Raw genomic sequence first — 25005 nt, forward strand, 5'->3', positions numbered from 1 at the left:
CCGACGTTCTCGCGCTGTGTCGCCCAACGGAGGTTCCATGGGTGGTTGACGTGTCGCGTGCCATCGTCATGTGCGACAACGTGACGTTCGCTGGGCGGACGTCCGAGAAAGGCCATGGCGACAAGGCGATGAACCGGGATGCCTGTGCGGCGGTTTCCGCGCCATAGCTGAACATAGAGGTAGTGGTTCTGGGGATTGCGCCACTGCTTCAGAATCCGACCCGCCCGGGCACCTTTCCCGCCCACCGCGCGCCGAACCTGTCCATCCTCGGAAACATCGTATTCCGGCCAACCTGGGATCGAGCGCCACTCCGGGTTCAAGTCGATCAAGCGACACCCCCGTTCGTCTCGATGACCCAGTTCAGGATCGCGATTGCATCGGCTTCGTTGTCATCGGCAGGGGAAAAGCCGCGAGCCCGTGCCGCGGCAATAATGTCCTGCTTGGGAGCATTTCCACGGCCTGTCGCGTGCTTCTTAATCGTGCCGACTGGAACCCCGCTATACGGAATGCCTCGCAACTCGGCCCATGTCGTCAGCGTCGCGAGGAGACCTCCAAACACATGCGCCGCGTCGGTCCCTGCGTGGCGCCGGACCTCTTCGAACCAGATGGCGGCGATGGGCCCCGACAGCCGGTCGAGTTCGGTCAGCCAGTTGGTGAACCGCAGGTAGCGCATGCCGCCGCCGTCGAAGCGTCCGGGACGAAAGCTGACCGTGCCACTGGTGATCAGTCCGTCATGGCTGCGGAGCGCCCAGCCGGTCGTGGTGCCGAGGTCGAGGGCGAGGATGCAGGACCGGCAAATCACGCCCGGCTCGGGGCGGATGTCCTGTGCGGGGATCGGTGTGTTCATCGTGAAGGCTCACAAGCTGTGGGCCTTCGGCTACGGTCGTTCACAAAATACTTAGGAAAGCCCAACGAAACAAGCCGGTCCGGAGCCGCTATCAGCTATCGCCGTTCAAGCGATGTCACCGACTATGTGAACCCACATTCTCCAAGTAAGTCGCTGATTTCGCTGTCGTAATCGTGATATTTCGCATATAAATCATGGCGTTGACGGCTGCGAGGGGCGCGTTTCATGGATCACCTGGAGGGTGCGGGCTTGGCGCGGGGAGATCGGGTTGATTTCGACCGCCGTGTGCGTCTGGAGTTCCGTGGTGCGCAGATCAGTTCAGACGGTGGCCTGCTGGTGATGCGCGAGCTTGATGACGTGCTCGGCCTGTCCAATCTGGCGTCGGAGGCGCTGCGAGACAGCCGCACCGGGAAGAACACGCTCCATCGGCTTGACGGATTGTTCCGGCAATCGGTGTTCGGACGACTGGCCGGATACGAGGATGTGAACGATGCCGACCGCTTGGCCCTCGATCCCGTGATGCGTCAGGTCGTTGGCGGCAGGGCCGTCGAGGCGCAAGCTGCTTCGGCATCGCAGATGGGACGGTTCGAGACCGAGACGCTGGCTCTGGCCGCGAACCGGGCGGCGCTGGCCGATCTGAACGGCCAATGGATCGACCGGTTTCATGACCGCAACGGGTTGAAATACATCGTGCTGGACATGGACAGCTCGGTCAGCCCCACCCACGGCGATCAGGAAGGTGCTGCCTGGAACGGGCATTTCGACTGCACCTGCTATCACCCCATCTTCTTGTTCAACCAGTTTGGCATGCTGGAGCGCTGCGCCCTGCGTAACGGCAATGTCCACAGCGCCGATGGCTGGCGGGATGTCCTTGATCCCGTCATTGCCCGATATGCTGGCCGCGACCTTGGTGGACGCTTCTTCCGGGCCGACGCTGCCTACGCGATCCCCGCGATCTATATGCGGCTGGAAGAAGCCAGGTTCTTCTACGCCATCCGTCTGCCCGCCAACGCCGTCTTGCGCGAGAAGATCGCGCATCGGCTGACACGGCCCGTGGGACGGCCTTCGCTGACCAAGGTCAAACGGTTCTTCGAGGACTTCGAGTATCAGGCGGCGTCCTGGGACAAGCCGCGCCGCGTCATCGCCAAGATCGAATGGCATCCGGGCGAGCTGTTCCCCAAAGTCGGCTTCATCGTCACCAACCTGCCGATGGAGCCAGACTGGGTGGTGAGGTTCTACAACCAGCGCGGCACCGCAGAGCAGCACATCAAGGAAGGCAAATATGCCTTTCGCTGGACGCGGCTGTCATGCCGGAAGTTCCGGCACAACGAGGTGCGGCTGCAACTGCACGCGCTGGCCTACAACCTGGCAACCTTCCTGCGCTGCATCGAACTGCCCGAGGCCATGGCGGACTGGTCGTTGACCAGCCTGCAACTCAAGCTGATCAAGATCGGCGCCCGCGCCGTCCGCCACGCCCGCGCCATTACCTTCCAGTTGGCCGAGGTCGCCGTCACCGGCCCGATGGTGCGGGCCGTCCTTGCCGCCATCCGCCGTCTTCGAACGCCTCCGTCATGCGCATGACCACGATCCATGCCCAAGCTGAACGAAAGCGGCAGGACAGGTCCGTCTGCCGCGCGGAAAAGCGGCTCTGCCGGGCCAGAATGCTGCGGGTTCGAGGCTTGATCCACCCGACTTCGGCCGTTTGCGCGACGACAGACACCGCTCGGGGCGAAAAACGCTTGCCCAGCGAGCAAAATCAGGCGATCTTGAAGTCAAGCGGCAGGCCACTTGGGGAATGTCGGATGAAATGTGCCCATGTTCCCGATCGGATCGTTTCCCGGCGTTGCTAGGGATTGAGCGCGACCAGCTCACGCACGGGGCATGGCGGAAATGCGAACAGACCCGATCCCGGCAGGCTGACACTCTCGCTGCGGCGTGAGTTGTGTCGGGGCTATTGAACGGCTGCAACGGCGACAATCCGGGGCGGAAGATCCCGGACGTCATCGAGCATCATGGTTGGTACGACAGGGAGAAACGCAATGAGTTACCTCAAGACCTTTACCTTCGCGGGTGCGATGGCTCTGGCGACGGCTGCCGGCGCAGAGGAAAGGTTCATCACGATCGGAACGGGCGGCCAGACCGGCGTCTACTTCGTCGTCGGGCAGTCGATCTGCCGTCTGGTCAACCGCGACACCCCGAAGACCGGGCTGAAATGCACGGCGCCGTCCACGGGCGGCTCAATCGCCAATATCAACGCCATCGCGGCTGGCGACATGGACATGGGTGTGGCGCAGTCCGACTGGCAGTACCACGCCTATAACGGCACCTCGGAATTCGAGGGCAAGAAGGTTGACAAGCTGCGCGCGGTCTTTTCCGTGCATGGCGAGCCGTTCACCGTCGTCGCCCGCAAGGATGCGAACATTGCCAGCTTTGATGACCTGAAGGGCAAGCGCGTGAACGTCGGCAACCCCGGCTCCGGTCAGCGCGCGACGATGGAAGTCGTGCTGGGCGCGATGGGCTGGAGCGACAGCGACTTTGCGCTGGCCTCGGAACTCAAGCCCGCCGAACAGGCCGCCGCCCTTGGCGACAACAAGGTCGATGCGATCATCTACACCGTCGGCCACCCCAACGGCTCGATCCAGGAGGCGACCTCGACCGTCGAGGCGAACCTGGTTCCGGTGACCGGCGAGGCCATCGACAAGCTGGTCGCCGACAACCCCTATTACGCCAAGGCGGTGATCCCTGGCGGCATGTATGCCGGCAGCCCGGATGACGTCGAAACCTTCGGCGTGAAGGCAACCTTCGTGACCTCGGCCGACGTGCCCGACGATGTCGTCTATGAGGTGGTCAAGGCCGTCTTCGACAATTTCGACCGCTTCAAGGGCCTGCATCCGGCCTTCGCCAACCTGAAGGAAGAGGACATGATCAAGGACGGTCTGTCCGCGCCGCTGCATCCGGGGGCGGAGAAGTACTACAAGGAACGCGGCTGGATGTAAGCCAGCCCTTCGCGCCGTCCCGTCCGCGGGGCGGCGCCACGACCGGCCGATCTACCTTCGTCGAAGCCGGACGATACTTTCATCTCAATCGGTGATGAACCCGGCAAGGGTCAGGGGGGGACATGACAGGACAGGACCAGCAGCAAGCCGCCGTGGTCGAGAATGAAGCCGCCGGGCATGGTGGCCTCAGCCAGGCGGAGCTTGACGAGCTCGTCGCATCGTCGGACACCGGTGCGCGCGGCCAGCAGGGGCTGGTCGGCGCCTTCATCGCGATCATCGCGCTGGCGTGGTCGCTGTTCCAGATCTGGATCGCCTCTCCGATCCCCTTCATGATTGGCTTCGGCGTCTTCAACGATACCGAGGCGCGTTCCATCCACCTCGCCTTCGCGATCTTCCTTGCCTTCGCCGCCTTCCCGGCCGCGCGCACCAAGGTGCAGCTTGCGCTTGGCATCGGGGTGCCGGTGATCCTTGGCATCCTGTTCTTCGTCTCGGCCAAGGAAGGCACGCCGGTCTGGTGGATTCCGCTGGTATCGCTGGCCATCGTCGCCGCGATCCTGCTCGGCTCGCCCAAGGACCGGATACCGCCCTGGGAATGGGCGCTGGCCGTGGTGGGCGCGGCGACCGCGCTTTACCTCTTCGTGTATTACAAGGACATCTCCAGCCGTGTCGGCGCGCCGATCTTGCAGGATTTCGTGGTTTCGGTGATCGGCCTCCTGATCCTTCTCGAAGCCACGCGCCGCGCGCTTGGCCCGGCGCTGATGATCGTGGCGAGTGTCTTTCTCGTCTACACGGTCCTTGGCCCCTACATGCCCGAGATCATTGCCCACAAGGGCAACAACCTGTCCGAGATCGTGAACCACCAATGGATCACGACCGAGGGCGTCTTCGGCATCGCGCTGGGCGTCTCGACCTCCTTCGTCTTCCTCTTCGTCCTCTTCGGCTCGCTCCTCGACAAGGCGGGCGCCGGGAACTACTTCATCCAGGTCGCCTTTTCCCTGATGGGCCATATGCGCGGCGGGCCTGCCAAGGCTGCCGTTGTTTCGTCGGCCATGACCGGCCTGATCTCCGGGTCCTCCATCGCAAACGTCGTCACCACCGGCACCTTCACGATCCCGCTTATGAAAAAGGTGGGCTTTTCCTCCGAAAAGGCCGGCGCGGTCGAGGTCGCGTCCTCGGTCAACGGCCAGATCATGCCGCCGGTGATGGGCGCGGCCGCCTTCCTGATGGTCGAATATGTGGGCATCCCCTATTTCGACGTGGTCCGCCATGCCTTCCTGCCTGCCGTCATCTCCTACATCGCGCTGGTCTATATCGTGCATCTTGAGGCGATGAAGGCGGGGATGGAGGGGCTGCCGCGCGCCTATACGCCAAAGCCCATCGTGCAGCGCCTGATCGGCATCGCCTTTACCATCGCCGCGATCTGCGCCGTCTCGCTCGCCGTCTATTACGGCATGGGCTGGGTCCGTCCGGCCTTCCCGGCAACGGCGGGCTACATAGTCTTCGCCTTCCTGACGCTGGTCTATGTCGGCCTCCTCTGGATTGCGTCGAAGGAAGAGCCGCTACATCTGGACGATCCGAATGCGCCGGTCACGCAACTGCCGCTGCCGGGGCCGACGATCCGCGCGGGGCTGCATTATATCCTGCCGGTCGTGGTGCTGGTCTGGGCGTTGATGGTCGACCGCCTGTCACCGGGTCTTTCGGCCTTCTGGGCCACGGCCTACATGATCTTCATCCTGCTGACCCAGCGCCCCCTGATGGCGATGATGCGCGGCGAGGGGGCGTTCGGCGGCGCTGTGCGCAAGGGGGTCAGCGACCTTTTCGACGGCCTCATCACCGGGGCGCGCAACATGATCGGCATCGGCATCGCCACCGCGACGGCGGGCATCATCGTCGGCGCGGTCAGCCAGACCGGCGTGGGGTCGGCGCTCGCCGATGTGGTTGAGGTCCTGTCGGGCGGCAATATCCTTGCCATCCTCGTCCTGACCGCCGTTCTGTCGCTGATCCTCGGCATGGGGCTGCCGACGACGGCGAATTATATCGTCGTGTCGGCCCTGCTTGCGCCGGTCATCGTCACGCTCGGTCAGCAAAACGGGCTGATCGTGCCGCTGATCGCGGTTCACCTCTTCGTCTTCTATTTCGGCATCATGGCCGACGTGACGCCGCCCGTCGGTCTGGCGAGTTTCGCCGCCGCCGCCGTGTCGGGGGGCGATCCGATCAAGACCGGCGTCGTGGCCTTCTTCTATTCGCTCAGGACCGCCGCGCTGCCGTTCCTGTTCATCTTCAACACCGACCTCCTGCTCATCAACGTGGACTGGTTGCACGGCATCTTCATCTTCTGCGTCGCGACCATCGCCATGCTGCTTTTCGCGGCGGCGACGCAGGGGTGGTTCCTGGCGCGGAACCGCTTCTATGAAGGGATCGCCCTGCTGCTCGTGGCCTTCACGCTGTTCCGGCCCGGCTTCTGGATGGACATGATCTATCCGCCCTTCACCGAGGTCGCGCCCGCCGAGATCGCTGCCGCCGCCGCCGATACGCCCGCGGGGGAAAACCTCCGTCTCCGGGTGGCGGGCGTCAACGATCTGGGAGATCCGATCCAGTTCGTCGCACTGGTCCCGATGGGGGCCGAGGCGACGGGCGAGGAGAAACTGGCCGCCGCCGGTCTCGCCTTCCGGCAGGACGGCGACAAGATGATCATCGACGATGCCGCCTATGACTCGCCCGCGCAGAAAGCGGGGCTCGACTGGGATCAGGAGGTGCTGCGCGTCCTGAAACCGGCCTCGGCGCCGTCGAAATACTGGATGTTCATCCCCGCGCTTCTGGTTCTGGCGGGCGTGGTGATGTTGCAACGGGGCCGCGCGCCAAAGCCGCGCCGGGCCGAAGCCTGAGGGGGCGACAAGATGTACAAGACCATCCTCCTGACCGTCGATCTGGGCGATGCCGCGTCTTGGAAAAAGGCGCTGCCCACGGCGATGGAAATCGCACGCGATTCCGGCGCGGCGCTTCATGTCCTGTCGGTCGTGCCGGATTACGGCGCGGCCCTGGTGGCGGCGGACTTTCCGCCGGACTTTCAGAAAAACGCGCTGAAGGCTGCCAAGGACAAGCTTGACGCGCTGCTTGACGGGGCCGGGGCGCGAGAGGCGAAAAGCCATGTCGCGGTGGGCCGGGTGCATGACGTGGTCCTCGATCACATCACCTCCACCGGGGCGGACCTTGTGGTGATGGCCAGTCACGCGCCCGACCGGGTCAGGGAATTCCTCGTCGGATCGCGGGCTGACAGGGTTGTCAGGCGGTCGCCGGTTTCCGTCCTGGTCGTGCGGTGATATGGCGAAGGAACGGCCCGCAGCAGGGGCCGGGAACGATACAGGCCCGAATATGACCCCTTTCGCAATCGCCGGCGTGCAGATGTACGTCAACGCGCTTCAGTCCAACACCGATGGCATGCTTCATCGGCTGGACATCCTGATGGCGCGGTTCCCCTGGACTCAGATGGTGCTGTTCTCCGAACTCGCGCCCTTCGGGCCGCTGCCGAAATTCGCGCTGCCGTTCCACAACGACAGCCTGGCGCGGTTCCAGGACGCCGCGCGCAAGCACAATATCTGGCTGATCCCTGGTTCGATGTTCGAAAAAACCGAGGATGGCCGCATCTTCAACACCGCCGCCGTCATCAACCCCGATGGCGCGATCGTGGCGAGCTATCGCAAGATGTTTCCCTTCCGCCCCTATGAGACGGAGGTCGAGGCGGGGACGGAGTTCTGCGTCTTCGACGTGCCGCAGGTCGGGCGCTTCGGCCTGTCGATCTGTTATGACATCTGGTTCCCCGAAACCACGCGGCAGCTGACCGCGCAGGGGGTGGAGGTGCTGCTGCACCCGGTCCTGACCGGCACCACCGACCGCGACGCGGAACTGGCCATCGCGCGGGCGACGGCGGCGCAGTTCCAGTGCTATGTCGTCGACGTGAATGGCCTTGGCGCCGGGGGCAATGGCCGGTCCTGCGTCGTCGATCCCTCGGCCACGGTGCTGCACCAGTCGGCGGGGCAGGAGGACATGTTCCCGATCGAGGTCGACCTCGCCCTTGTCCGGCGCACGCGCGAGACGGGCATGAAGGGCCTTGGGCAGGTGCTGAAAAGCTTCCGCGACAGGTCGGTCGATTTCCCGGTCTATGACCGTGCGAGCGGGGCGGATGCCTATCTTCACAGCCTTGGCGCGCTTGAAATGCCGCGGCAGGGATCGCTGTCCGGCATCAATCCGCGCGAGACGACCGTGATCGGTGAGACGCACAAGTCGATGGGTCCGCCGTTCCGCGACGATGACGGCGTGCCGCCGCTGGCGGGGCGTATTTCCACGGGCTGACACCGGCCGAGGCGTCCGGGAGGACGGCGCATGGGCTGGCGGACGCCTCTGCATGAGGAGGAACGAATGCAGTCGATGGGCGACTATTACTCGGCGGTGCAACTGCGGTCCGACCGCTGGAGCGCCTTGCGCGAAAAGCTGGATCAGCTTGAGCGTGAGCCGGAGGGAAGGCGCTCGAAGCAGCTCAGGACCGAGGCGGCGGCGCTGTTCGAGGCGCTGGAGGTGATCGAACGCTACTGGGCCTTTCCCGGCGTCTCCGCCTTTGACCACATGCGGCGGCAGTTCGACCACGGGCTGATCGAAGAGGTGGCCTTTGCCGCCCGCCGCGTCACCCGTGGCCTTGGCACCGGCGCCTATCGCCGCCGGCACATCCCGCTGGAGCGCGGAAGCCTTGACGAGGAGCAGGAAGAAGAGGCGCTGCTGCCGCCCGAGGCGCGGGCGCTGACGAAGCCCTATTTCGAGGTGCTGATCGTCGATGACGTGAATGAGCATCAGGAACGCTGGCTGAAGGCCAACATGACCTCGATGCGCAGGCCCGAGGATGCCTTCATCTACGAACCCGTCGTGGTGCCAAGCCTCAAGGACGCGCTGATCGGGATCCTCTTCAATTACAACATCCAGGCCATCGTTGTGCGGCCGGGCCTTCGGCTTGAATCCGATGTCGATCTGCCGATCCTGACGCGCTACCTGAACCGCGCGGGCGGCGAGGAGCGGATCGAGGACATCCCGCCCGAGGACTACGGGCCGGAACTGTGCCGCCTGATCGCGCGGGTGCGGCCGGAGCTTGACGCCTATCTGGTGACCGACCGCTCGGTCGAGGACATCGCGGGGCTCGATCTGGGGATCTGCCGGAGGGTCTTCTACAATCAGGAAGACTTCATGGAACTGCACCTGAACATCCTTCGGGGCGTTCAGTCGCGCTTCAAGACCCCGTTCTTCACCGCGCTGGTGGAATATTCAAAGCAGCCCACCGGCGTCTTCCATGCCATGCCGATCAGCCGGGGCAAGTCCATTTCCCGTTCGCACTGGATTCAGGACATGGGCGCCTTCTACGGCCCCAACATCTTCCTTGCCGAAACATCGGCGACATCGGGCGGGCTCGACAGCCTTCTGGAACCGACCGGGCCGATCAAGAAGGCGCAGGAATACGCGGCCCGCGCCTTCGGGTCGAAGCAGACCTTTTTTGCCACCAACGGCACCTCGACCTGCAACAAGATCGTCGTGCAGGCGCTGGTCCGGCCGGGGGACATCGTGCTCATCGACCGCGACTGCCACAAGTCGCACCATTACGGGATGGTGCTGGCAGGCGCGCAGGTCCGCTACCTCGACAGCTATCCGCTGAACGAATATTCGATGTATGGCGCGGTACCGCTTCGGGAGATCAAGCATCAGCTTCTGAAGCTGAAGGCGGCGGGCAAGCTCGACAAGGTCAGGATGCTTCTGCTGACCAACTGCACCTTCGACGGCATCGTCTATAACGTCGAGCGGGTGATGGAAGAATGCCTCGCCATCAAGCCCGACCTGATCTTCCTCTGGGATGAGGCATGGTTCGCCTTCGCCCGCTTCGGCCCGACCTATCGCCAGCGCACCGGCATGAACGCCGCCAACGTGCTGCGTGAAAGGCTACGGTCGCCCGAACACGCCAAGGCCCATGCCAGACAGGCGGAAAAGCTGGTGGATGCCGATGAAGCGACGCTGCTGAAAACCCGGCTGATCCCGCCGCCCACGGCGCGGGTGCGGGTGTACACGACGCAATCGACGCACAAGACGCTGACCGCGCTCAGGCAGGGGTCGATGATCCATGTGAACGATCAGGACTTCAAGGGCGAGGTCGAGCAAAGCTTCCACGAAGCCTATATGACCCACACTTCGACGAGCCCGAATTACCAGATCATCGCCTCGCTCGATGTCGGGCGGCGGCAGGTGGAACTGGAAGGGTTCGAATTCGTCCAGCGCCAGGTCGAGGCGGCGATGGCCATGCGCCGCGCGATCTCCACCCATCCGCTGCTGAAGAAGTATTTCAAGGTCCTCGCCGCAGGCGACATGATCCCCGAGGAGTTCCGCGAAAGCGGGGTGGAAAGCTATTACGACCCCGATCAGGGCTGGACCGATATCTGGGAGTGCTGGGAAAAGGACGAATTCGTCCTTGATGCGACGCGGGTCACGCTGGCCGTGGGGGGAACCGGATGGGACGGTGACACGTTCAAGACGCAAGTTCTCATGGACAAGTACGGCATCCAGATCAACAAGACCTCGCGCAACACGGTCCTGTTCATGACCAATATAGGCACCACGCGATCCTCGGTCGCCTATCTGATCGAGGTTCTGGTGGAGATCGCGAAGGAACTGGACGACCGGCTTGACGATGCCTCGAAGATGGAGCGGCTGGCCTTCGACCGACGGGTCAGGAACCTGATGCAGGACCTGCCGCCCTTGCCCGACTTCTCGCAGTTCCACCCGGCCTTCTGCGCCGATGCGGAGACCGGCGAAGGCGACATCCGCAGCGCCTTCTTCCTGTCCTATGATGAGAACAAGTGCGACTACCTCGAACTGGAAGGCGGGATCGAGAAGGAGATGGACAAGGGCCGCGCGGTCGTCTCGGCGTCTTTCATCATCCCCTATCCGCCGGGCTTCCCGATCCTCGTCCCCGGACAGGTCGTGAGCCGGGAAATCCTTGCCTTCATGCGCGCGCTCGACGTGAACGAGATCCATGGCTACCGCGCCGAACTCGGCCTCAGGGTCTTCACCGAGGATGCGCTGGCCAGCCAGATGACGAAACTCGCCACCGCGGCGGAATAGAGAGGGAGAGAGGAAGACATGTCCAAGACAAAGCTGAACAACATCTCGGAAATCCGCCGCTTCTTTCACCGTAACGAGGACCCGGTCTATTTCGTCTCGGCCACGAACTTCAACCTGCTGGGCATTGATGAGTGGTGCAAGAACTTCAAGTATATCTGCTACATAGACTGCTATGACGGGCGCCATCCGAACGTCTTCTGCCCCTCCGAACAGCCGCATGCCGAATTCCAGTCGATCGAGGACATCAACAACTACCTCCTCCAGCACAAGGAGGTGATCGACCTCATCAAGCGGCGCGGCGGCAAGCCGAAATTCGTCTTCCTGATGTTCGATGAGGAGACGGAGCGCCTGGCGAAGGAACTGGGCGGAGATGTCTGGTTCCCGAAGGCGAAGCTGCGCACCAAGATGGACAACAAGATCGAAACGGTGCGCGTCGGCAACAAGGCCGGTGTACCCTCGGTCCCGAACACGCTGGCCGAGGTCAAGAGCTATGAGGACCTGAAGAAGACCTGCGAGAAGGCGGGGCTTGGACATGACCTCGTCCTGCAATCGGCCTTTGGCGATTCTGGCCACACCACCTTCTTCATCAAGTCCGAGGCCGACTTCCGCCGCCATGAGCATGAGATCGTCGGCGAGGGCGAGATCAAGATCATGAAGCGGATCGACTGCCGCGGCTCCGCCATCGAGGGTTGCGCGACCAGCGAAGGCACCATCGTCGGCCCCCTGATGACCGAGCTTGTGGGCTTCAGGGAACTGACCCCCTATCGCGGCGGCTGGTGCGGGAATGAGATCTTCGCCACTGCCTTCGCGCCCAAGGTCCGCCAGAAGGCCCGCGACCTGACCTTCAAGTTTGGCGAACAGCTTCGCAAGGAAGGTTATCGCGGCTATTTCGAGCTTGACTTCCTGATCGACAAGAAGACCGGCGACATCTGGCTGGGAGAGCTGAACCCGCGCATCACCGGCGCCTCATCCATGACCAACCACGCCGCCTTCGCCCATGCGGACGCACCCCTGTTCCTGTTCCACCTGCTCGAATTCTCCAAGGCGCAGTTCAAGCTGGACGTGGACGAACTGAACGCCCGCTGGGCCGATCCCGACATGATCGACGGCTGGAGCCAGATGGTCATCAAGCATACCGAGGATTCGGTGGACCGGCTGACGGGCGCGCCGCAGACCGGCATCTACCGGATGCTTGAGGACGGGCGCGTGGTCTTCGATCGCTTCGACTATCACCGGCGCGCGGTGGAGTCGGAGAATGAGGCGTTCTTCCTGCGCATCCTGAAGCCCGGCGACTATCGCTATGAAGGCGCCGATCTGGGCATCCTCGTCACGCGCGGCCGGTCGATGACGAACGGGTTCCGGCTGAACGAACGCGCGCTGAAATGGATCCACGGGATCAAGTCCGCCTTCTCGGCCGATCCCTTGCCGATGACGGCGGCAGGGCCGGCGCTCTCCGATCCCGCCTTCAAGATCATGTAATGGACCTCTGGTGGCGGGCCATAAACGAAGACCGGCCCGGCCCGAAATGGGCCGCGCTTTTCGACGCGCATTGGCCCGCCTACCGCGCATGGTGGCTGCGGGAAGGGGAGGATGCGCGCCCGACCTACCGCGAAAGCCTGCGCGCGCTTGAAACCCACATGCCCGAAATCCTGCCGCTTTACGAAGAGCTTTGTGCGTTGGCGGGCGGCGGCGATCTGGCGGCCCGCTTCCTCAGCTTCTACCGCCCGCCGCCCTATCTGGCGGGATGCAGTCAGGCGATCTGGCCCGGCAAGGAGCCCGTCCTTGTGCGCAACTACGACTACGATCCGCGGTCCTTCGAAGGGGTCGTTCTGCGTACCGGCTGGCAGGGGCGGACCGTCATGGGGACCTCGGACGGTCTCTGGGGACTGGTCGACGGGGTCAGCGATGCCGGGCTTGCGGTGTCGCTGACCTTTGGCGGCCGGCGTGTCGTGGGCGACGGGTTCGGTGTGCCGCTGATCCTGCGCTATGTGCTTCAGACCTGTACAACGGCCGAGGAGGCGGGCCGCGCCCTGGCCCGTATCCCCACGCATATGAGCTACAATGTCACCGTTCTGGACCGGAAGCGGAATTTCCTGACCGCGCTGATGGCCCCGGATCGCGCCACCCTTCTGACCCATGCGGCGGTCGCCACCAACCATCAGGAACGGGTCGAATGGGATGCCCATGCCCGCATGACCGCGACGGTGGAACGCGAACGGTTCCTCTTGCAGCGCCTCACCCTGCATGTGGAGCCGGAGGACAGGTTCATAGGCGCCTTCCTGCGCCGTCCGATCTACTCCACCGCCTTCGATCGTGGTTTCGGAACGCTTTACACGGCGGTATATCGTCCCCGACTGGGGGAGATGGAGCTGCGCTGGCCAGGCGCGAAGTGGCCCCTGACCCTGAATGCCTTTGCCGAGGGCGCGCGGCGGATCGTCATGCCCGAACCGCAGCCTTACGCATCCTGAGGCCCGTCGCGGGCCAGTGAAACGGTAGGAGCCGATCATGTCCCATATCTTCCCCCGGCACACCAAATCCGCCCCTCCGGTCGCCGTCGGGGGGGAGGGGTGCTATCTGATCGACAACACCGGCAAGCGCTATCTCGACGGGTCGGGCGGGGCGGCGGTGTCGTGCCTTGGCCACGGCGACAAGGCGGTGACAGAGGCGATCAAGGCGCAACTCGACAAGCTCGCCTTCGCCCATACCGGCTTTCTGACCTCGGAACCGGCCGAGGCGCTGGCCGATCTGCTGATCGCCCACGCGCCGGGCAGGCTCGACCGGGTCTACCTCGTTTCCGGCGGGTCCGAGGCGACCGAGGCGGCGATCAAGCTGGCGCGGCAATACTGGGTCGAAAAGGGCGAACCGCAGCGCGGCCGCCTGATCGCGCGCAAGCAAAGCTATCACGGCAACACCATCGGCGCGCTGTCCGCCGGGGGCAACGCATGGCGCCGGGCGCAGTTCGGGCCGCTCCTGCTGGATGTCAGCCATATCGACCCCTGCTACGACTATCGCTACCGCGCCGAGGGGGAAAGCCCCGAGGCCTATGGCCGCCGCGCCGCCGACGCGCTTGAGGCGGAAATCCTGCGCCTTGGGCCGGAAACGGTGATGGCCTTCATGGCCGAACCCGTCGTCGGCGCGACGGCGGGCGCGCTGCCCCCCGCGCCGGGCTATTTCCGCCGCATTCGCGAGATCTGCGACCAATACGGCGTCCTCCTCATCCTCGATGAGGTCATGTGCGGCATGGGCCGGACCGGCACGCTGTTCGCCTGCGAACAGGACGGCGTCGCGCCCGATATCCTTTGCATCGCCAAGGGCCTTGGCGCGGGCTATCAGCCGATCGGGGCGATGCTGTGTACCTCTGACATCTACGACGCGATTGCGGGCGGGTCGGGCTTTTTCCAGCACGGCCACACCTATATCGGCCATCCGGTCGCCGCGGCGGCGGGCCATGCGGTCGTCTCGGCCATTCTGGACCGTGGGCTGGTCGACCGGGTGAAGGTGCAGGGCGACAAGCTGATGGCACGGCTTCAGGACCGTTTCGGCCAGCACCCCCATATCGGCGACCTGCGCGGGCGGGGCCTGTTCCGGGGCATCGAACTGGTCGAGGACCGGGACAGCAAGGCCCCCTTCGATCCGTCGCGGGGCATTGCGGGCAAGATCAAGAAGGCCGCGTTCGAGGCCGGGCTGATCTGCTACCCGATGGCGGGGACCATCGACGGGCAGAGCGGCGATCACGTCCTGCTTGCCCCGCCCTTCATCATCGAGGACGCGCAACTGGATGAGCTTGTCGACAAGCTTTCGGGCGCGATTGACGTGGCGCTGGGCTGAGGAGCGTAATGACCAACGACAATCCCATGCTGCCGGTCACCGATGAGGACTGGCCCGAGTCGATCCCCGAGATGCGCAGCGGTTTTGCCGGGGGCCTGAACGTCTACCGCGTGATGGCCCACCACCCGGCGCTTCTGAAGGCGTGGTCGGACCTGCGCGAACATGTCGTCAACCAGACCTCGCTGGGCCGCGACCGGTCCGAAGTGGTGATCCTGCGGACCGGGGTACGACTGGGGTCCGCCTATGAATGGGCGCAGCATGTTGTCCGCGCGCGCAAATGCGGGCTGGACGACACCCGCATCCGGTCGATGCGGGGTGCGCCGGACCAGATGGCCCCCGCCGACGCGCTGCTGGCCACGGCGGTGGACGAGCTTCTGGACGGTGCGGAACTGACCCCGGCGACAAGGGCGCGGCTGATGGCGGAGATGGGCGCGGAAGGCGCGCTCGACCTCATCGCGACGGTCGGGTTCTATTCGACGCTGGCCTTCATCCTGAAATCCTTCGCAACCCCGCTGGATGACGACATCGCCGCCGCCCTGCGGGCCGACCCCATCGACCCATAGCCCGGTTCAGGCGTTGAAGAGGAAGTGCAGGACGTCGCCGTCCTTGACCTCATAGGTCTTGCCCTCGACGCGGAACTTGCCCGCCTCGCGCGCGCCCGCCTCGCCGTTCCCGGCGACGTAATCGGCAAAGGCGATGGTCTCGGCCCGGATGAACCCACGCTCGAAATCGCCGTGGATGACACCGGCGGCCTGCGGGGCCAGCGTGCCTTTCTCGATGGTCCAGGCGCGGGCCTCTTTCGGCCCGACGGTGAAATAGGTCTGGAGGCCCAGAAGGTCGTAGCCCGCGCGGATCAGGCGATCCAGCCCCGCCTCATGCAGGCCCATCTCCTCAAGGAACATGGCGGCGTCACCGGCATCCATCTGCGCCAGCTCTTCCTCGATCTTGGCCGAAATCACGACCGAGGCCGCGCCCTGCCGTGCGGCCATCTCCGCCACCTTCGCCGACAGAGAATTGCCCGACGCGGCTGAGCTTTCCTCGACATTGCAGACGAAGAGAACGGGTTTGGAGGTCAGAAGTTGCAGCATTCGCCACGCTTTCTCATCCTCTGCCGCCACCTCGACGCTGCGCGCGGGCTTGCCGCTTTCAAGCGCCGCAAGCGCCTGTTTCATGAGCTTTTCCTGCGCCACGGCCTCCTTGTCGCCGCCCTTGATCTTGCGGGCGATATTGGCCAGCCGCCGCTCGATGCTTTCCATGTCGGCGATCATCAGTTCCGTCTCGATCGTCTCGGCATCGGCGATCGGGTCGATCTTGCCCTCGACATGGGTGACGTCGTCATCCTCGAAACAGCGCAGGACGTGGGCGATGGCGTCAACCTCGCGGATATTGGCAAGGAATTGATTGCCCAGCCCCTCGCCCTTGGACGCGCCGCGCACAAGGCCCGCGATATCGACGAAGGTGATCCGCGTCGGGATGATCTGTTTCGATCCGGCGATGGCGGCCAGCTGGTCAAGACGCGGGTCCGGCACGGCCACGTCGCCCACGTTCGGCTCGATCGTGCAGAAGGGAAAATTCGCGGCCTGCGCGGCGGCGGTTTTCGTCAGCGCGTTGAAAAGGGTGGACTTGCCCACGTTCGGCAGCCCGACGATGCCCATCCTGAAACCCATCCTACCCTCCGGCGCCAACATCGGTCGCGCTTCTAGGGCAGGCAGGGGGGCGAGGCAAGCGTCAGAACGGCTTGACCACCACGACCCAAAGGATCGCGATCACGGCCACCACGCTGATCTCGTTGAAAATGCGCAGGAAAAGGTCGGATTCGCGAAACTCCCCCCGCCGCGCGCGCCGGACCAGAACGCCGGTCCAGATGTAATGCAGCGCCAGCACCAGGACCAGCGTCAGCTTCACATGGACCCAGGGCGCAAAGGACCAGACCTGCCAGCCAAGCCAGAGCCCGGTCGCCACCGCGATCACGCCCAGCCCGGCCGAAAAGCGGTAAAGGCGGATCGTCAGGTCGCCCAGCGGCCCGAACCCGCCCAGCTTCGCATGTTCGCGCTTCCAGTAGATCAGCGCGCGCGGCACCGCGAAGATGGAGGTCATCCACCCCATCACGCAGAGAATATGTAGTGAAGCCCTTTTTCGGTTGGTGACACAATTTTTCTAATATTTTTCAATATATTAACTGGCGCTGTCACCATTCTTGGTGTCACCAATGCCCCCTATCATTTCCCTCGTAGAGATGAGATGGGCGCCACCCGCTATGTCGGTCTTCACATGAAGGTAGAAAATCGGTTGGTGGCACTCGGCAAGGTCGGTGACACCGTTGGAATTGCAGAGTTTCTCGTGTCACCGAGTTTCGCGTGGGGATGGTGTCACGGTTGGTGACGCTGGCGGTTGGTGACACGAGCCGCTCAAAGGTTACCACTTGCCGCGCTCTCAATGATCGTTCGGCCATGCTGGCGCGATCGGCCCGTATTCAGTTTTCGCCCGCTCAAGCCGCGCGCCCTTCTCATCCAGTCCCCAACGCCGATTGAAGAAGAACTCCAGTGCCTTCCGCGTTTCAACGCGCAGGAACTCTCCCTCAAAGCCAAATTCCCTTCGGACTACGCTGGCTTGTCGATCCGAAAGCCCTGACTTCGGGCGCAGCCAGATGATTGCCCGAGTGTTCCAATCCACGTCTACCGGCAGTGGCTCAGCCAGGAGTTTCTCCTCGAACGAGCTGTCAGGATCGATGCGGATCGGGAGGTAGTTCCGATATTCGCCGTGCTTGAAGCTGTGGGCACGCACGTGAACGCTTTCACCATCCGACGTGAAGCGGGTCGGCGCGATCCACTGCCCATCGTCGGCGCCGGACGACATGGATGTGTATCGGACGTGGACGGCTTTCCCCGACCTGATTGCTTGATGAAGAAGCGCGATGGTCCTCCGATCTGCCTTCCTTTCTGGTCGGGGCAACGCGGCCGAAGGCGTGCTTTCATCGTCGCTCGCCAAGATATCGAAGGCTTCGGTCAGGCCGGATGGTGCTAAGGGCTCGTGCTCGCTCGCGGCGATGTAGGTCTTTCGCACCGGATCGTAGATGGGCGGCGTGCTGCGCGCGAGACCTAGGTAGACACGGAAGTCCAGCGCCGCCTGCGCGGTCGAGATACCGAAGCGCTCGATCAGATCCCTGCGGTTCGCCATGCCCCGCCAAGTCAGGCAGCGGTCCAGAAAGATCAGGCGCTCTCTCTGAGCGTGCTTGAGGTCGTCGAGCGTCATGGGTGCATCCCTACCTTGACTCCTGACGAAATGTCCATCTAGAAATTATACGATCAAAAATTATACGGACTATGGCAATGAGGATTCTCCACACCGCCGACCTTCATCTCGGGCGTCAGTTGAACGGGATCCCTCTGGATGCCGACCACGGCGCAGTTCTCGATCAGATCGTTTCGGCGATCACGTCGAATGGTATTGATGTCCTTGTTATTGCGGGAGATATATTTGATCGGGCTGCCCCACCGACCTCTGCTGTGCGCCAGTTCAATGGGTTCCTGGCGCGCGTGGCCTCAGAGACTGAGGCAGCCGTGGTGATGATCGCCGGCAATCACGACTCTGGTGATCGAATCGCATCCATGGCGATCATGACCGACACACGGCGCGCGTTGATACGCGGAGCCATCAGTGCTGACGAGAAACCTCTGATCCTCAGTGACGCATACGGACCCGTGGCGTTCACAGGGTTGCCCTTCGCTTATGAGTATGCCGCCCGCGAATGTTTCGCCGATGAAGCTCTCCACACCCCCGAGGACGTTCTCGCGGCTCAGGTGGCTTGCAGTCGGCGCAACATTCCCGATGGCGCGCGATGGGTCGTCGTTTCGCATGCTTTTGTAGCTGGGGCGGCGAGCAGCGAAAGTGAGCGGCCTCTCACTCGAGTGGGGGGCGTCGAGACGGTCAGTTCATCCGTGTTCGAAGGTGCTCATTATGTGGCGCTCGGGCATCTGCACCGGCCGCAATCGGTCGGTGTACCTCATATCCGGTATTCGGGATCGCCACTGGCTTTCGGATTTGATGAATCTGACTGCCAGAAGTCGATGAGTCTCGTCGAGATCGATGCGGTCGGCCGAACGACGGTAGAGACTATTCCCTTCGAGCCCATTCGTCGGGTGCGCGTTTTGAGGGGACGACACGCAGAGCTTTTGCTCGCGGACCGATCTGACGATTTCATCAAGATCGTGCTTACCGACGATACGCCCGTGATCGATGGAATGAAGCGCATCCGCGACGTGTTCCCGAACGCTTGTGAACTTGTTTACGAGCGGAACGATCGCGCGCCAGAAGTCAAATCGCTGGCGGGGCGCGCTCCGGCGGTTGCGAGCCCTGTCGAAGTCATTGGCGACTTCCTCGAGCATGTGCGCGAAGACCGGATCGCGGAAAAAGAACTGGCTGTCGTAGCATCGGCCCTTGGTCGCCTGCGTGAGACGGAGGATGTGCAATGAGACCGGTTCGGCTCACGCTTCAGGCGTTCGGTCCCTATCCTGGCCGGGTCGTCATCGACTTCCGGGATGCCGTCAAGGCGGGCCTCTTCGGCATATACGGACAGACGGGGTCAGGCAAATCGACCATCTTCAGCGCAATGACCTTTGCGCTCTTTGGAGAAGCGGCCAAGGCGGAGCAAGACGCTCCGTCGCTGCGCTCGGATCACGCCGATCCGGATGTAATGACCGAGGCAGAGTTCGTATTCGACATTGGTGAACGGCGATATGTCGTGCTTCGCCGACCCGACCAGATGCGACCCAAGGCGCGCGGTGAGGGCGAGACCCGTAGCGCGCACGAAGCCTATCTGTTCGATGCGACCGGAATGTCGCTCGACGCAATTACAGATGCGGCACGGGGCAAGATCGTAGCCGAGAAGAAGGTGCGCGACGTCGACGCGGCTGTCATGGAGATGCTCGGATACGGCTCTGAGCAGTTCCGGCAAATCGTCCTTCTGCCGCAAGGGCGCTTCGAGAAGTTCCTTTCGGCCAAGACGAAAGAGCGTCTCGAAATCCTGCGAGAACTCTTCGATGTCTCGCTGTACGAGAAGCTCATGGCCGATCTCAAGTCCGCAGCCGATGAGGCTGAACGGCAGGTGCGGGATGAACGTGCGCTCTGTGCCAGGCAGCTCGCGGCAGAAGGATTCGAGAGCACCGATGCACTGATCGCGGGCATCGAAACCGCAACTGCGAGATGTGCGGAACTTCGCGCGATCGAAGAAACCAAGAAGGCGACGGCGGAAGTTGCCGAGAAGGCGCTGCGCCAGGCGGAGGCCATCGAGGAAAAGTTCGCGGCGGCCGAAAAGATGAGGGAGCGGCTTCGCGCACTTGAGGCGCGGAAGGACGATATCGAGGCGCTTGCCGAGCAGGTCCGACAAGCCGAGCGCGCGCGCGGTCTGATCGATGTCGAGGAACGTGTGAGGGATGCCGAACGCGAGGTTGGTGAAGCCGAGACCAAGCGCGAAGAGGCAGACAAGGCCGCCGAAATCGCCGCGAAACAAGCAGAAAAGGCGGCAGAGGCGCTCCGGCGTGAGGAAGACCGTGCCGATGAGGTCGAAACCCTGCGCCGGAGAAGCGACGAACTGGAGAGGTATGGTCGAATCCTCGAGGCAGCAGCCGATAGCAATCAGGCGGTCGAAATCGCGCTGAAAGAGCAGCGGGACGCCGAACGCGGTCTTCAGAAGGCAAAGTCAGATCTGACCGGACTTCAGGAGAAGCGCACGTCGAAAAGCGCCGAGCTGAAAGCTGCACGCGAAACGGAGGCGAAGCGCGCCGAGATCGCGGGCCGGCGCGCAGAGCTCGACAAACGGCATCTGGCCGCCAAGTCCTACGAGGGCGCCTTGCAGGATGTTGCAACGGCTCAGGCCGCTGTCGAAGAACAACTGCGGAAGTCGGAAGCTGCGGCCGGAAAGGCCGAGACGGCGCGAGATGATTATGAGACGGCCGAAAGAAATCTCGCGGCCGCACAGGCGCTGCACCTTGCGACGAGACTGGAAGCAGGGTCGCCATGTCCGGTCTGCGGCGCAACCGAACATCCTGCGCCGGCGACTGGCGAAATCGGTAGTGCCGGCCTGGACAAGGCATTCCGAGAGTCACGAGAAGCATGGCTGGCCACCGATCGCGAAGCCCGGCAAGCTGGCGAAGCACTGGTCGGGGTGCAAGCGACGCTCGAGGAGCGACAGAAACGCTTGTCCACCCTTGAACCGCCAGAGGAGCGTGCAGCCGTCATCGCGGCACAGATCGGTCGTGAAGACGACGCACTCGCAGCGCTTGGGCCCCGGGTCGACATTCTTGCCGCGGAGACCGGGATCGAGGAACTGGAACTGCAGATCGAGGAATTGGAGCGGAAACGAGATGAGTTGCGAGACTGCTTCGATGAGCGGCGGAACAAGGCAACTGAGGCCAAAGCGGCGCGCGATGGCAGGCTCGCCGAGGTGCCGGACAACCTCCGCGATGCGCCGACGCTCGCGGCCACACTGAAGAAGGTGGCCGGATCGCTGGAGTCGCTTCAGGCGGCGCGGAACGCGGTGGAAAAGGCGCTGAACTCCGCACGCGAAATGGCACTCAGCGCGGTCAAGGATCTCGAAGGCGCGGACAAGGCGCTCGCGGACTGCAAGACGCGCCATCAGAAGGCGGCGGAGGTCTTCCGGACAAGACTGGCTGGCGCTGGTCTCACAGCAGAGGCGTTTCAGTCTCTCAAGCCGGCCATCGAAACTCTCGATGAGGATAGGGAAGCCGTCGAGACCTACAGACGCGAGCACAAGAGTGCGTCTGACGCTGCCACAGATGCCGCCTCTGCGATCGAAGGGATGTCCCGGCCGGATCTCGAAGCACTAGGAGAAACGCACCAGACCCATGCCGAAGCGCTCGGCAGGGCGACCGAAGCGCGCGTCGCCGCCCAGAGCCGTGTCGATCATCTGGATAAGCTGAGAAAGGGTATGGAGGAGACCCTACGCAAGCTTGACGAAGCTGAAGCTGCATCCGGCCCGCTGCGCGGACTGGCAGCTCTGGTGAACGGGCAGAACTCGCAAAGACTGACGTTGGAGACATTCGCGATCGGCGCGATGTTCGACCGTGTGCTGGAAGCGGCTAACTTGCGGCTCGCGCCAATGACCTCCGGCCGCTACAGCCTCGAGCGAGATCTCGACGGGGCCGGACGCGGTAGCCGCGGGCTTGGCATCCAGGTGTTCGATGTTCACACCGGGAAATCGCGCGCCACGAGCACCCTCTCAGGTGGCGAGACGTTCATTGCCGCGCTCGCTCTCGCACTGGGTCTTGCCGACGTGGTCGAAAGCGCGAGCGGCAAGGTGCGGCTTGACACGATTTTCATCGACGAGGGGTTTGGAAGCCTCGACACCGAAAACGGGTCCGGCACGCTCGACCAGGTACTCCAGGTCCTCAACTCCATCGTCCGACAGAACCGTGCCGTGGGGCTGATTTCGCATGTGCCGCTCGTCCAGGAGGCGATCCCCAATGGCTTCTATGTCAGAAAAGGAATCTCTGGGAGTAGCGTGGAAGAAAGAGGGCTTGTCTAATGGTTCACCGCTGGATCCCAAGACGCTCACATTCGCGGCGGCTGTCGAACGGCAGGACCACTGAAGTCCGAGCAAGCTGGGTGTTGCAGCATTCGCCAGACGAGAAGAAGCGTCGGAGCCTTCGTCACCAATGCCCTGTGTGCGGTGCCGAAGTCATCACGGTGCGGATGCCCAACGGCGGGAGCGCCCATTTCGAGGGGCGAAAAGGACTCTCAAGGATCAAGCATCCCTGCCTCCACTTGGGCGAGCGACTTTCGCGAAAGCGAGATGCCGACACACCAGACCTCTTTTCGACGCAAGTCGCCGGAGGGTAGGCTCAAGGCCTAGCACTCATCTTCCAAGCGCCGGCGATATCGCCACACTCTAGGCGCGTTACGGCCTGACCCAATCCGCACTTGTTCCCGTTTCCAGCCATTCGCCTTCAGATACGCTGCGACACGGCTCTGATCGCGTCTGGTCCAGCGGGCAGGCTCGAGCCCTATCGCCTCCTCGAGGATCTCGCCAACCGATACGTCCTTCAGCGGCTCCGGGCGCGGAACGCTCTCGGTGCGGGAGTTGCCGTAATCGGGGAAGCCATCGGAAACGGTGCGGATCTCGTGGCTCAGCCAGTGCTCGATCAGGTCGTCCCAGGCGTCGGACTGGTAGCGGCGGTCCTGTTCCTCGCGGGCTTCCTCCAAAAGCGCCGGATCGTCGATCCACCAGATTGCACCGGCGCGGAAGCGGTGGGCGGCCTCGGCCCAGAGCTGGTGCCGGTCGCGCGCGAGCGCCGCGATATCGATGGTCCCGCAGCGGAGCGGCCAGAACCGACGGTTGCCGGTCTCGTCGCGCAGGTAGGTGTCGGGGTTCACGGTGCCCGCGAACACGCACTGGCGCGGCACCTCGACCGTGTAGCGGCCATAGGGCGGGCGGAAGCGGTCGGTGGTGCGGGTCAGGAAAGCCTTGATGCGCGAGACCTCGGCGCGACCAATGGCGTCGAGTTCGGCGATTTCCACGATCCAGACGCCCTGCATGTGCAGGGCCGCGTCCTTCGACCCGAGTTCCGGCAGCTCGTCGGTGAACCACTCCTCACCAGCGAGCACCTTGATCGCCGTGGATTTGCGCGCGCCCTGCGGCCCCTCGAGGATCAGCATGTGGTCGGCTTTCACGCCGGGGCGGTAGATGCGGGCGACGGCCGAGATCAGCCAGAGCGCGCCGATGGTGTGATGGAACGCCGTGGGCTCGGCGCCGAGATAGACGCTGGTCCAGGTCTCGATCCGGGGCGTGCCGTCCCATGTCAGGGTGTCGAGCCAGTCTCGGACGGGATGGATGCGCAGTTCGCGGGCGACGGCGCCGACGGCGCGGCTCACGACCACCGGCGCCACGTTGATCCCGCGCAGCTGCAGCCATTCGGCGGTGCGGATGTCGTCGGCGTCCTCCCAGGGGCGCGGGAGGGACACAGCTGCACAATCCCACGGCAGCGGCTGGCGGACCACGATCTCCTGCCCGAACTCGTCGAAGGCCAGCACACCGGCGAAGGCCGGATCGGAGGTCAGCGCCACGATGACGTTGGCCTCGTTGCGCTCGGGCGCGCCCGCGAGGTCGAGCCGGAGGCGCCTGAACCAGGCGGGCTTCGGGATCGGCGCGTTTGGATCGCCGGTGGCGTTCACACGGCGGCGGAGTTCGGCCAGCTGCTGGGTCAGGACCGACATGCCGATCCCGGTCGCGGACTTGATCCGCGCGATGACCTGCCGCTCGGGCAGCGGGTCGAGCTTCGCCAGTGCGATGCGCCCGAGCAGCGTTGACAGCGCTTCGAACTCGGGCGGGTTGGTCAGCGCCTCGGCCGCGGCGATCAAGGTGGCGGGATCGTCGGCGGAGGCGACGATGGGCATGGCCGTCTCGGCGTCGATGGGGTCTGCGGGCTGCGGCTCCACCGTGGCGTCTGCCTCACGCGCGTAATCCTCGGCGCGGGCCCCGCGCAGCAGATCGTCGTTGAAATCGTCGCGATGCAGCGGCGCAACGATCTCGTTCGGGATGTCCGCCCGGTTCAGGCGGTCCGAGAGCGTCGCGGCCGCCTGGTGGCCGGCGTCCCCGGCATCGGCGTAGATGGTGACGCGCCGAGCACCCTCGGGCCATTTGAACCGCGCCAGACCGTCAGCCGACAGCGCCGCCCAGACCGGTGTGCCGAAGAGGGCGTGCGCGGCGAGCGCCGTCTCTATCCCCTCGGCGATGCCGATGTGACCATCCTCCGGCATCGGGAACAGGCGAACCACGGCATCCTTCACGCTCCCGAGCATCTTCTTGCCCGGGGGCGCCTTCGCGCTGCCATCGTCGAGCAGGAAGGTGCGATGGATGCCCGGCGCGCGCCCTCCGTCCGGCAGCCGCAGGATCGCGATGAGGCCGGGCCAGCCGCGGCAGCTGTCGAAGTCCGGAAGATCGGGGTGGAACAGCAGGTCGGGCGAACCGGGATCCGACAGCCCACGCGTGCGCAGATAGGTCTCGCCGGGCGTGCCCGCGATCTGCACGGCCCCATCGACCAGCCGCGCGATCTCGGCAGAGTGATCCGGGCGCGCGCGCATGGGCGACTTCGGCGCGGGTTGCGGCGCAGGGAGATCCATCCCCGCCAGCCGCGCCGCCTCGTCGAAGAGCGCGCCGTCGCAGAGCCC

At 64.0% G+C, this 25005-nt stretch carries 18 protein-coding genes; 12 read left to right on the forward strand and 6 right to left on the reverse strand.

Annotated features, from left to right (window positions below):
- Positions 1-329: HNH endonuclease (locus G481_RS26200; protein ID WP_028032001.1), on the reverse strand; the 329-nt coding region annotated here is incomplete at its 3' end.
- Positions 326-847, reverse strand: a complete 522-nt coding sequence (locus G481_RS0122305; protein ID WP_035027106.1) for a crossover junction endodeoxyribonuclease RuvC — start codon at positions 845-847, stop codon at positions 326-328. The genes G481_RS26200 and G481_RS0122305, both read right to left, overlap by 4 nt.
- A 225-nt stretch (positions 848-1072) precedes the next feature.
- Between G481_RS0122305 and G481_RS0122310 the strand changes: the two genes are divergently transcribed.
- From G481_RS0122310 to G481_RS0122355, 10 genes are all read left to right on the forward strand, one after another.
- On the forward strand, positions 1073-2428 hold the full coding sequence (locus tag G481_RS0122310) for an IS1380-like element ISPme1 family transposase (RefSeq protein WP_028031983.1): 1356 nt from the start codon (positions 1073-1075) through the stop codon (positions 2426-2428).
- A 458-nt stretch (positions 2429-2886) separates the two neighbouring features.
- Complete coding sequence (locus G481_RS0122315; protein WP_028031984.1) at positions 2887-3843, forward strand: TAXI family TRAP transporter solute-binding subunit; 957 nt, start codon at positions 2887-2889, stop codon at positions 3841-3843.
- Between the two features lie 122 nt (positions 3844-3965).
- Complete coding sequence (locus G481_RS0122320; protein ID WP_028031985.1) at positions 3966-6728, forward strand: TRAP transporter permease; 2763 nt, start codon at positions 3966-3968, stop codon at positions 6726-6728.
- A gap of 12 nt (positions 6729-6740) precedes the next feature.
- On the forward strand, positions 6741-7163 hold the full coding sequence (locus G481_RS0122325; RefSeq protein WP_028031986.1) for a universal stress protein: 423 nt from the start codon (positions 6741-6743) through the stop codon (positions 7161-7163).
- Positions 7164-7215: 52 nt separating this feature from the next.
- Positions 7216-8193 (forward strand): carbon-nitrogen hydrolase family protein, encoded by a 978-nt coding sequence (locus G481_RS24925; protein ID WP_084451192.1) that lies wholly within the window; start codon positions 7216-7218, stop codon positions 8191-8193.
- Positions 8194-8259: 66 nt separating this feature from the next.
- Complete coding sequence (locus G481_RS0122335; protein ID WP_035027108.1) at positions 8260-10992, forward strand: aminotransferase class I/II-fold pyridoxal phosphate-dependent enzyme; 2733 nt, start codon at positions 8260-8262, stop codon at positions 10990-10992.
- An 18-nt stretch (positions 10993-11010) separates the two neighbouring features.
- Positions 11011-12471, forward strand: coding sequence for a biotin carboxylase (locus G481_RS0122340; protein ID WP_028031988.1), 1461 nt, complete (start codon positions 11011-11013; stop codon positions 12469-12471).
- Positions 12471-13460, forward strand: a complete 990-nt coding sequence (locus G481_RS0122345) for a C45 family autoproteolytic acyltransferase/hydrolase (protein ID WP_028031989.1) — start codon at positions 12471-12473, stop codon at positions 13458-13460. The genes G481_RS0122340 and G481_RS0122345 overlap by 1 nt, the downstream gene beginning before the upstream one ends.
- Before the next feature lie 37 nt (positions 13461-13497).
- Positions 13498-14820: an aspartate aminotransferase family protein gene (locus G481_RS0122350; protein ID WP_028031990.1), complete on the forward strand. Its 1323-nt coding sequence runs from the start codon at positions 13498-13500 to the stop codon at positions 14818-14820.
- Between the two features lie 8 nt (positions 14821-14828).
- Complete coding sequence (locus G481_RS0122355; RefSeq protein ID WP_028031991.1) at positions 14829-15383, forward strand: carboxymuconolactone decarboxylase family protein; 555 nt, start codon at positions 14829-14831, stop codon at positions 15381-15383.
- A 6-nt stretch (positions 15384-15389) separates the two neighbouring features.
- Here the strand turns inward: G481_RS0122355 and ychF are convergent, their stop codons facing one another.
- The 3 genes from ychF to G481_RS0122370 form a co-directional block, all read right to left on the reverse strand.
- On the reverse strand, positions 15390-16487 hold the full coding sequence (gene ychF / locus G481_RS0122360; RefSeq protein ID WP_028031992.1) for a redox-regulated ATPase YchF: 1098 nt from the start codon (positions 16485-16487) through the stop codon (positions 15390-15392).
- A 61-nt stretch (positions 16488-16548) separates the two neighbouring features.
- Complete coding sequence (locus G481_RS0122365) at positions 16549-16938, reverse strand: CopD family protein (RefSeq protein WP_028031993.1); 390 nt, start codon at positions 16936-16938, stop codon at positions 16549-16551.
- Positions 16939-17253: 315 nt separating this feature from the next.
- The gene (locus G481_RS0122370) at positions 17254-18072 is read right to left on the reverse strand and encodes a BrxR family transcriptional regulator (RefSeq protein ID WP_028031994.1); all 819 of its coding nucleotides are present in this window, start codon (positions 18070-18072) and stop codon (positions 17254-17256) included.
- 77 nt (positions 18073-18149) lie between these two features.
- Here G481_RS0122370 and G481_RS0122375 point away from each other — a divergent pair, with 77 nt between their 5' ends.
- Positions 18150-19292 (forward strand): exonuclease SbcCD subunit D, encoded by a 1143-nt coding sequence (locus G481_RS0122375; protein ID WP_028031995.1) that lies wholly within the window; start codon positions 18150-18152, stop codon positions 19290-19292.
- Positions 19289-22363, forward strand: a complete 3075-nt coding sequence (locus tag G481_RS24930; RefSeq protein WP_035027109.1) for an AAA family ATPase — start codon at positions 19289-19291, stop codon at positions 22361-22363. The genes G481_RS0122375 and G481_RS24930 overlap by 4 nt, the downstream gene beginning before the upstream one ends.
- Before the next feature lie 323 nt (positions 22364-22686).
- Here the strand turns inward: G481_RS24930 and G481_RS0122385 are convergent.
- On the reverse strand, positions 22687-25005 hold a 2319-nt coding region (locus G481_RS0122385; protein ID WP_028031996.1), incomplete at its 5' end, for a VapE domain-containing protein.

This window comes from Gemmobacter nectariphilus DSM 15620 (assembly GCF_000429765.1).
Lineage (GTDB): Bacteria > Pseudomonadota > Alphaproteobacteria > Rhodobacterales > Rhodobacteraceae > Wagnerdoeblera > Wagnerdoeblera nectariphila.

Bases quoted from the DNA above. Each gene is read 5' to 3' on its own strand.
- G481_RS0122305 (WP_035027106.1), bottom strand. From the start codon at position 847: ATGAACACACCGATCCCCGCACAGGACATCCGCCCCGAGCCGGGCGTG.
- G481_RS0122310 (WP_028031983.1), top strand. From the start codon at position 1,073: ATGGATCACCTGGAGGGTGCGGGCTTGGCGCGGGGAGATCGGGTTGAT.
- G481_RS0122315 (WP_028031984.1), top strand. From the start codon at position 2,887: ATGAGTTACCTCAAGACCTTTACCTTCGCGGGTGCGATGGCTCTGGCG.
- G481_RS0122320 (WP_028031985.1), top strand. From the start codon at position 3,966: ATGACAGGACAGGACCAGCAGCAAGCCGCCGTGGTCGAGAATGAAGCC.
- G481_RS0122325 (WP_028031986.1), top strand. From the start codon at position 6,741: ATGTACAAGACCATCCTCCTGACCGTCGATCTGGGCGATGCCGCGTCT.
- G481_RS24925 (WP_084451192.1), top strand. From the start codon at position 7,216: ATGACCCCTTTCGCAATCGCCGGCGTGCAGATGTACGTCAACGCGCTT.
- G481_RS0122335 (WP_035027108.1), top strand. From the start codon at position 8,260: ATGCAGTCGATGGGCGACTATTACTCGGCGGTGCAACTGCGGTCCGAC.
- G481_RS0122340 (WP_028031988.1), top strand. From the start codon at position 11,011: ATGTCCAAGACAAAGCTGAACAACATCTCGGAAATCCGCCGCTTCTTT.
- G481_RS0122345 (WP_028031989.1), top strand. From the start codon at position 12,471: ATGGACCTCTGGTGGCGGGCCATAAACGAAGACCGGCCCGGCCCGAAA.
- G481_RS0122350 (WP_028031990.1), top strand. From the start codon at position 13,498: ATGTCCCATATCTTCCCCCGGCACACCAAATCCGCCCCTCCGGTCGCC.
- G481_RS0122355 (WP_028031991.1), top strand. From the start codon at position 14,829: ATGACCAACGACAATCCCATGCTGCCGGTCACCGATGAGGACTGGCCC.
- ychF (WP_028031992.1), bottom strand. From the start codon at position 16,487: ATGGGTTTCAGGATGGGCATCGTCGGGCTGCCGAACGTGGGCAAGTCC.
- G481_RS0122370 (WP_028031994.1), bottom strand. From the start codon at position 18,072: ATGACGCTCGACGACCTCAAGCACGCTCAGAGAGAGCGCCTGATCTTT.
- G481_RS0122375 (WP_028031995.1), top strand. From the start codon at position 18,150: ATGAGGATTCTCCACACCGCCGACCTTCATCTCGGGCGTCAGTTGAAC.
- G481_RS24930 (WP_035027109.1), top strand. From the start codon at position 19,289: ATGAGACCGGTTCGGCTCACGCTTCAGGCGTTCGGTCCCTATCCTGGC.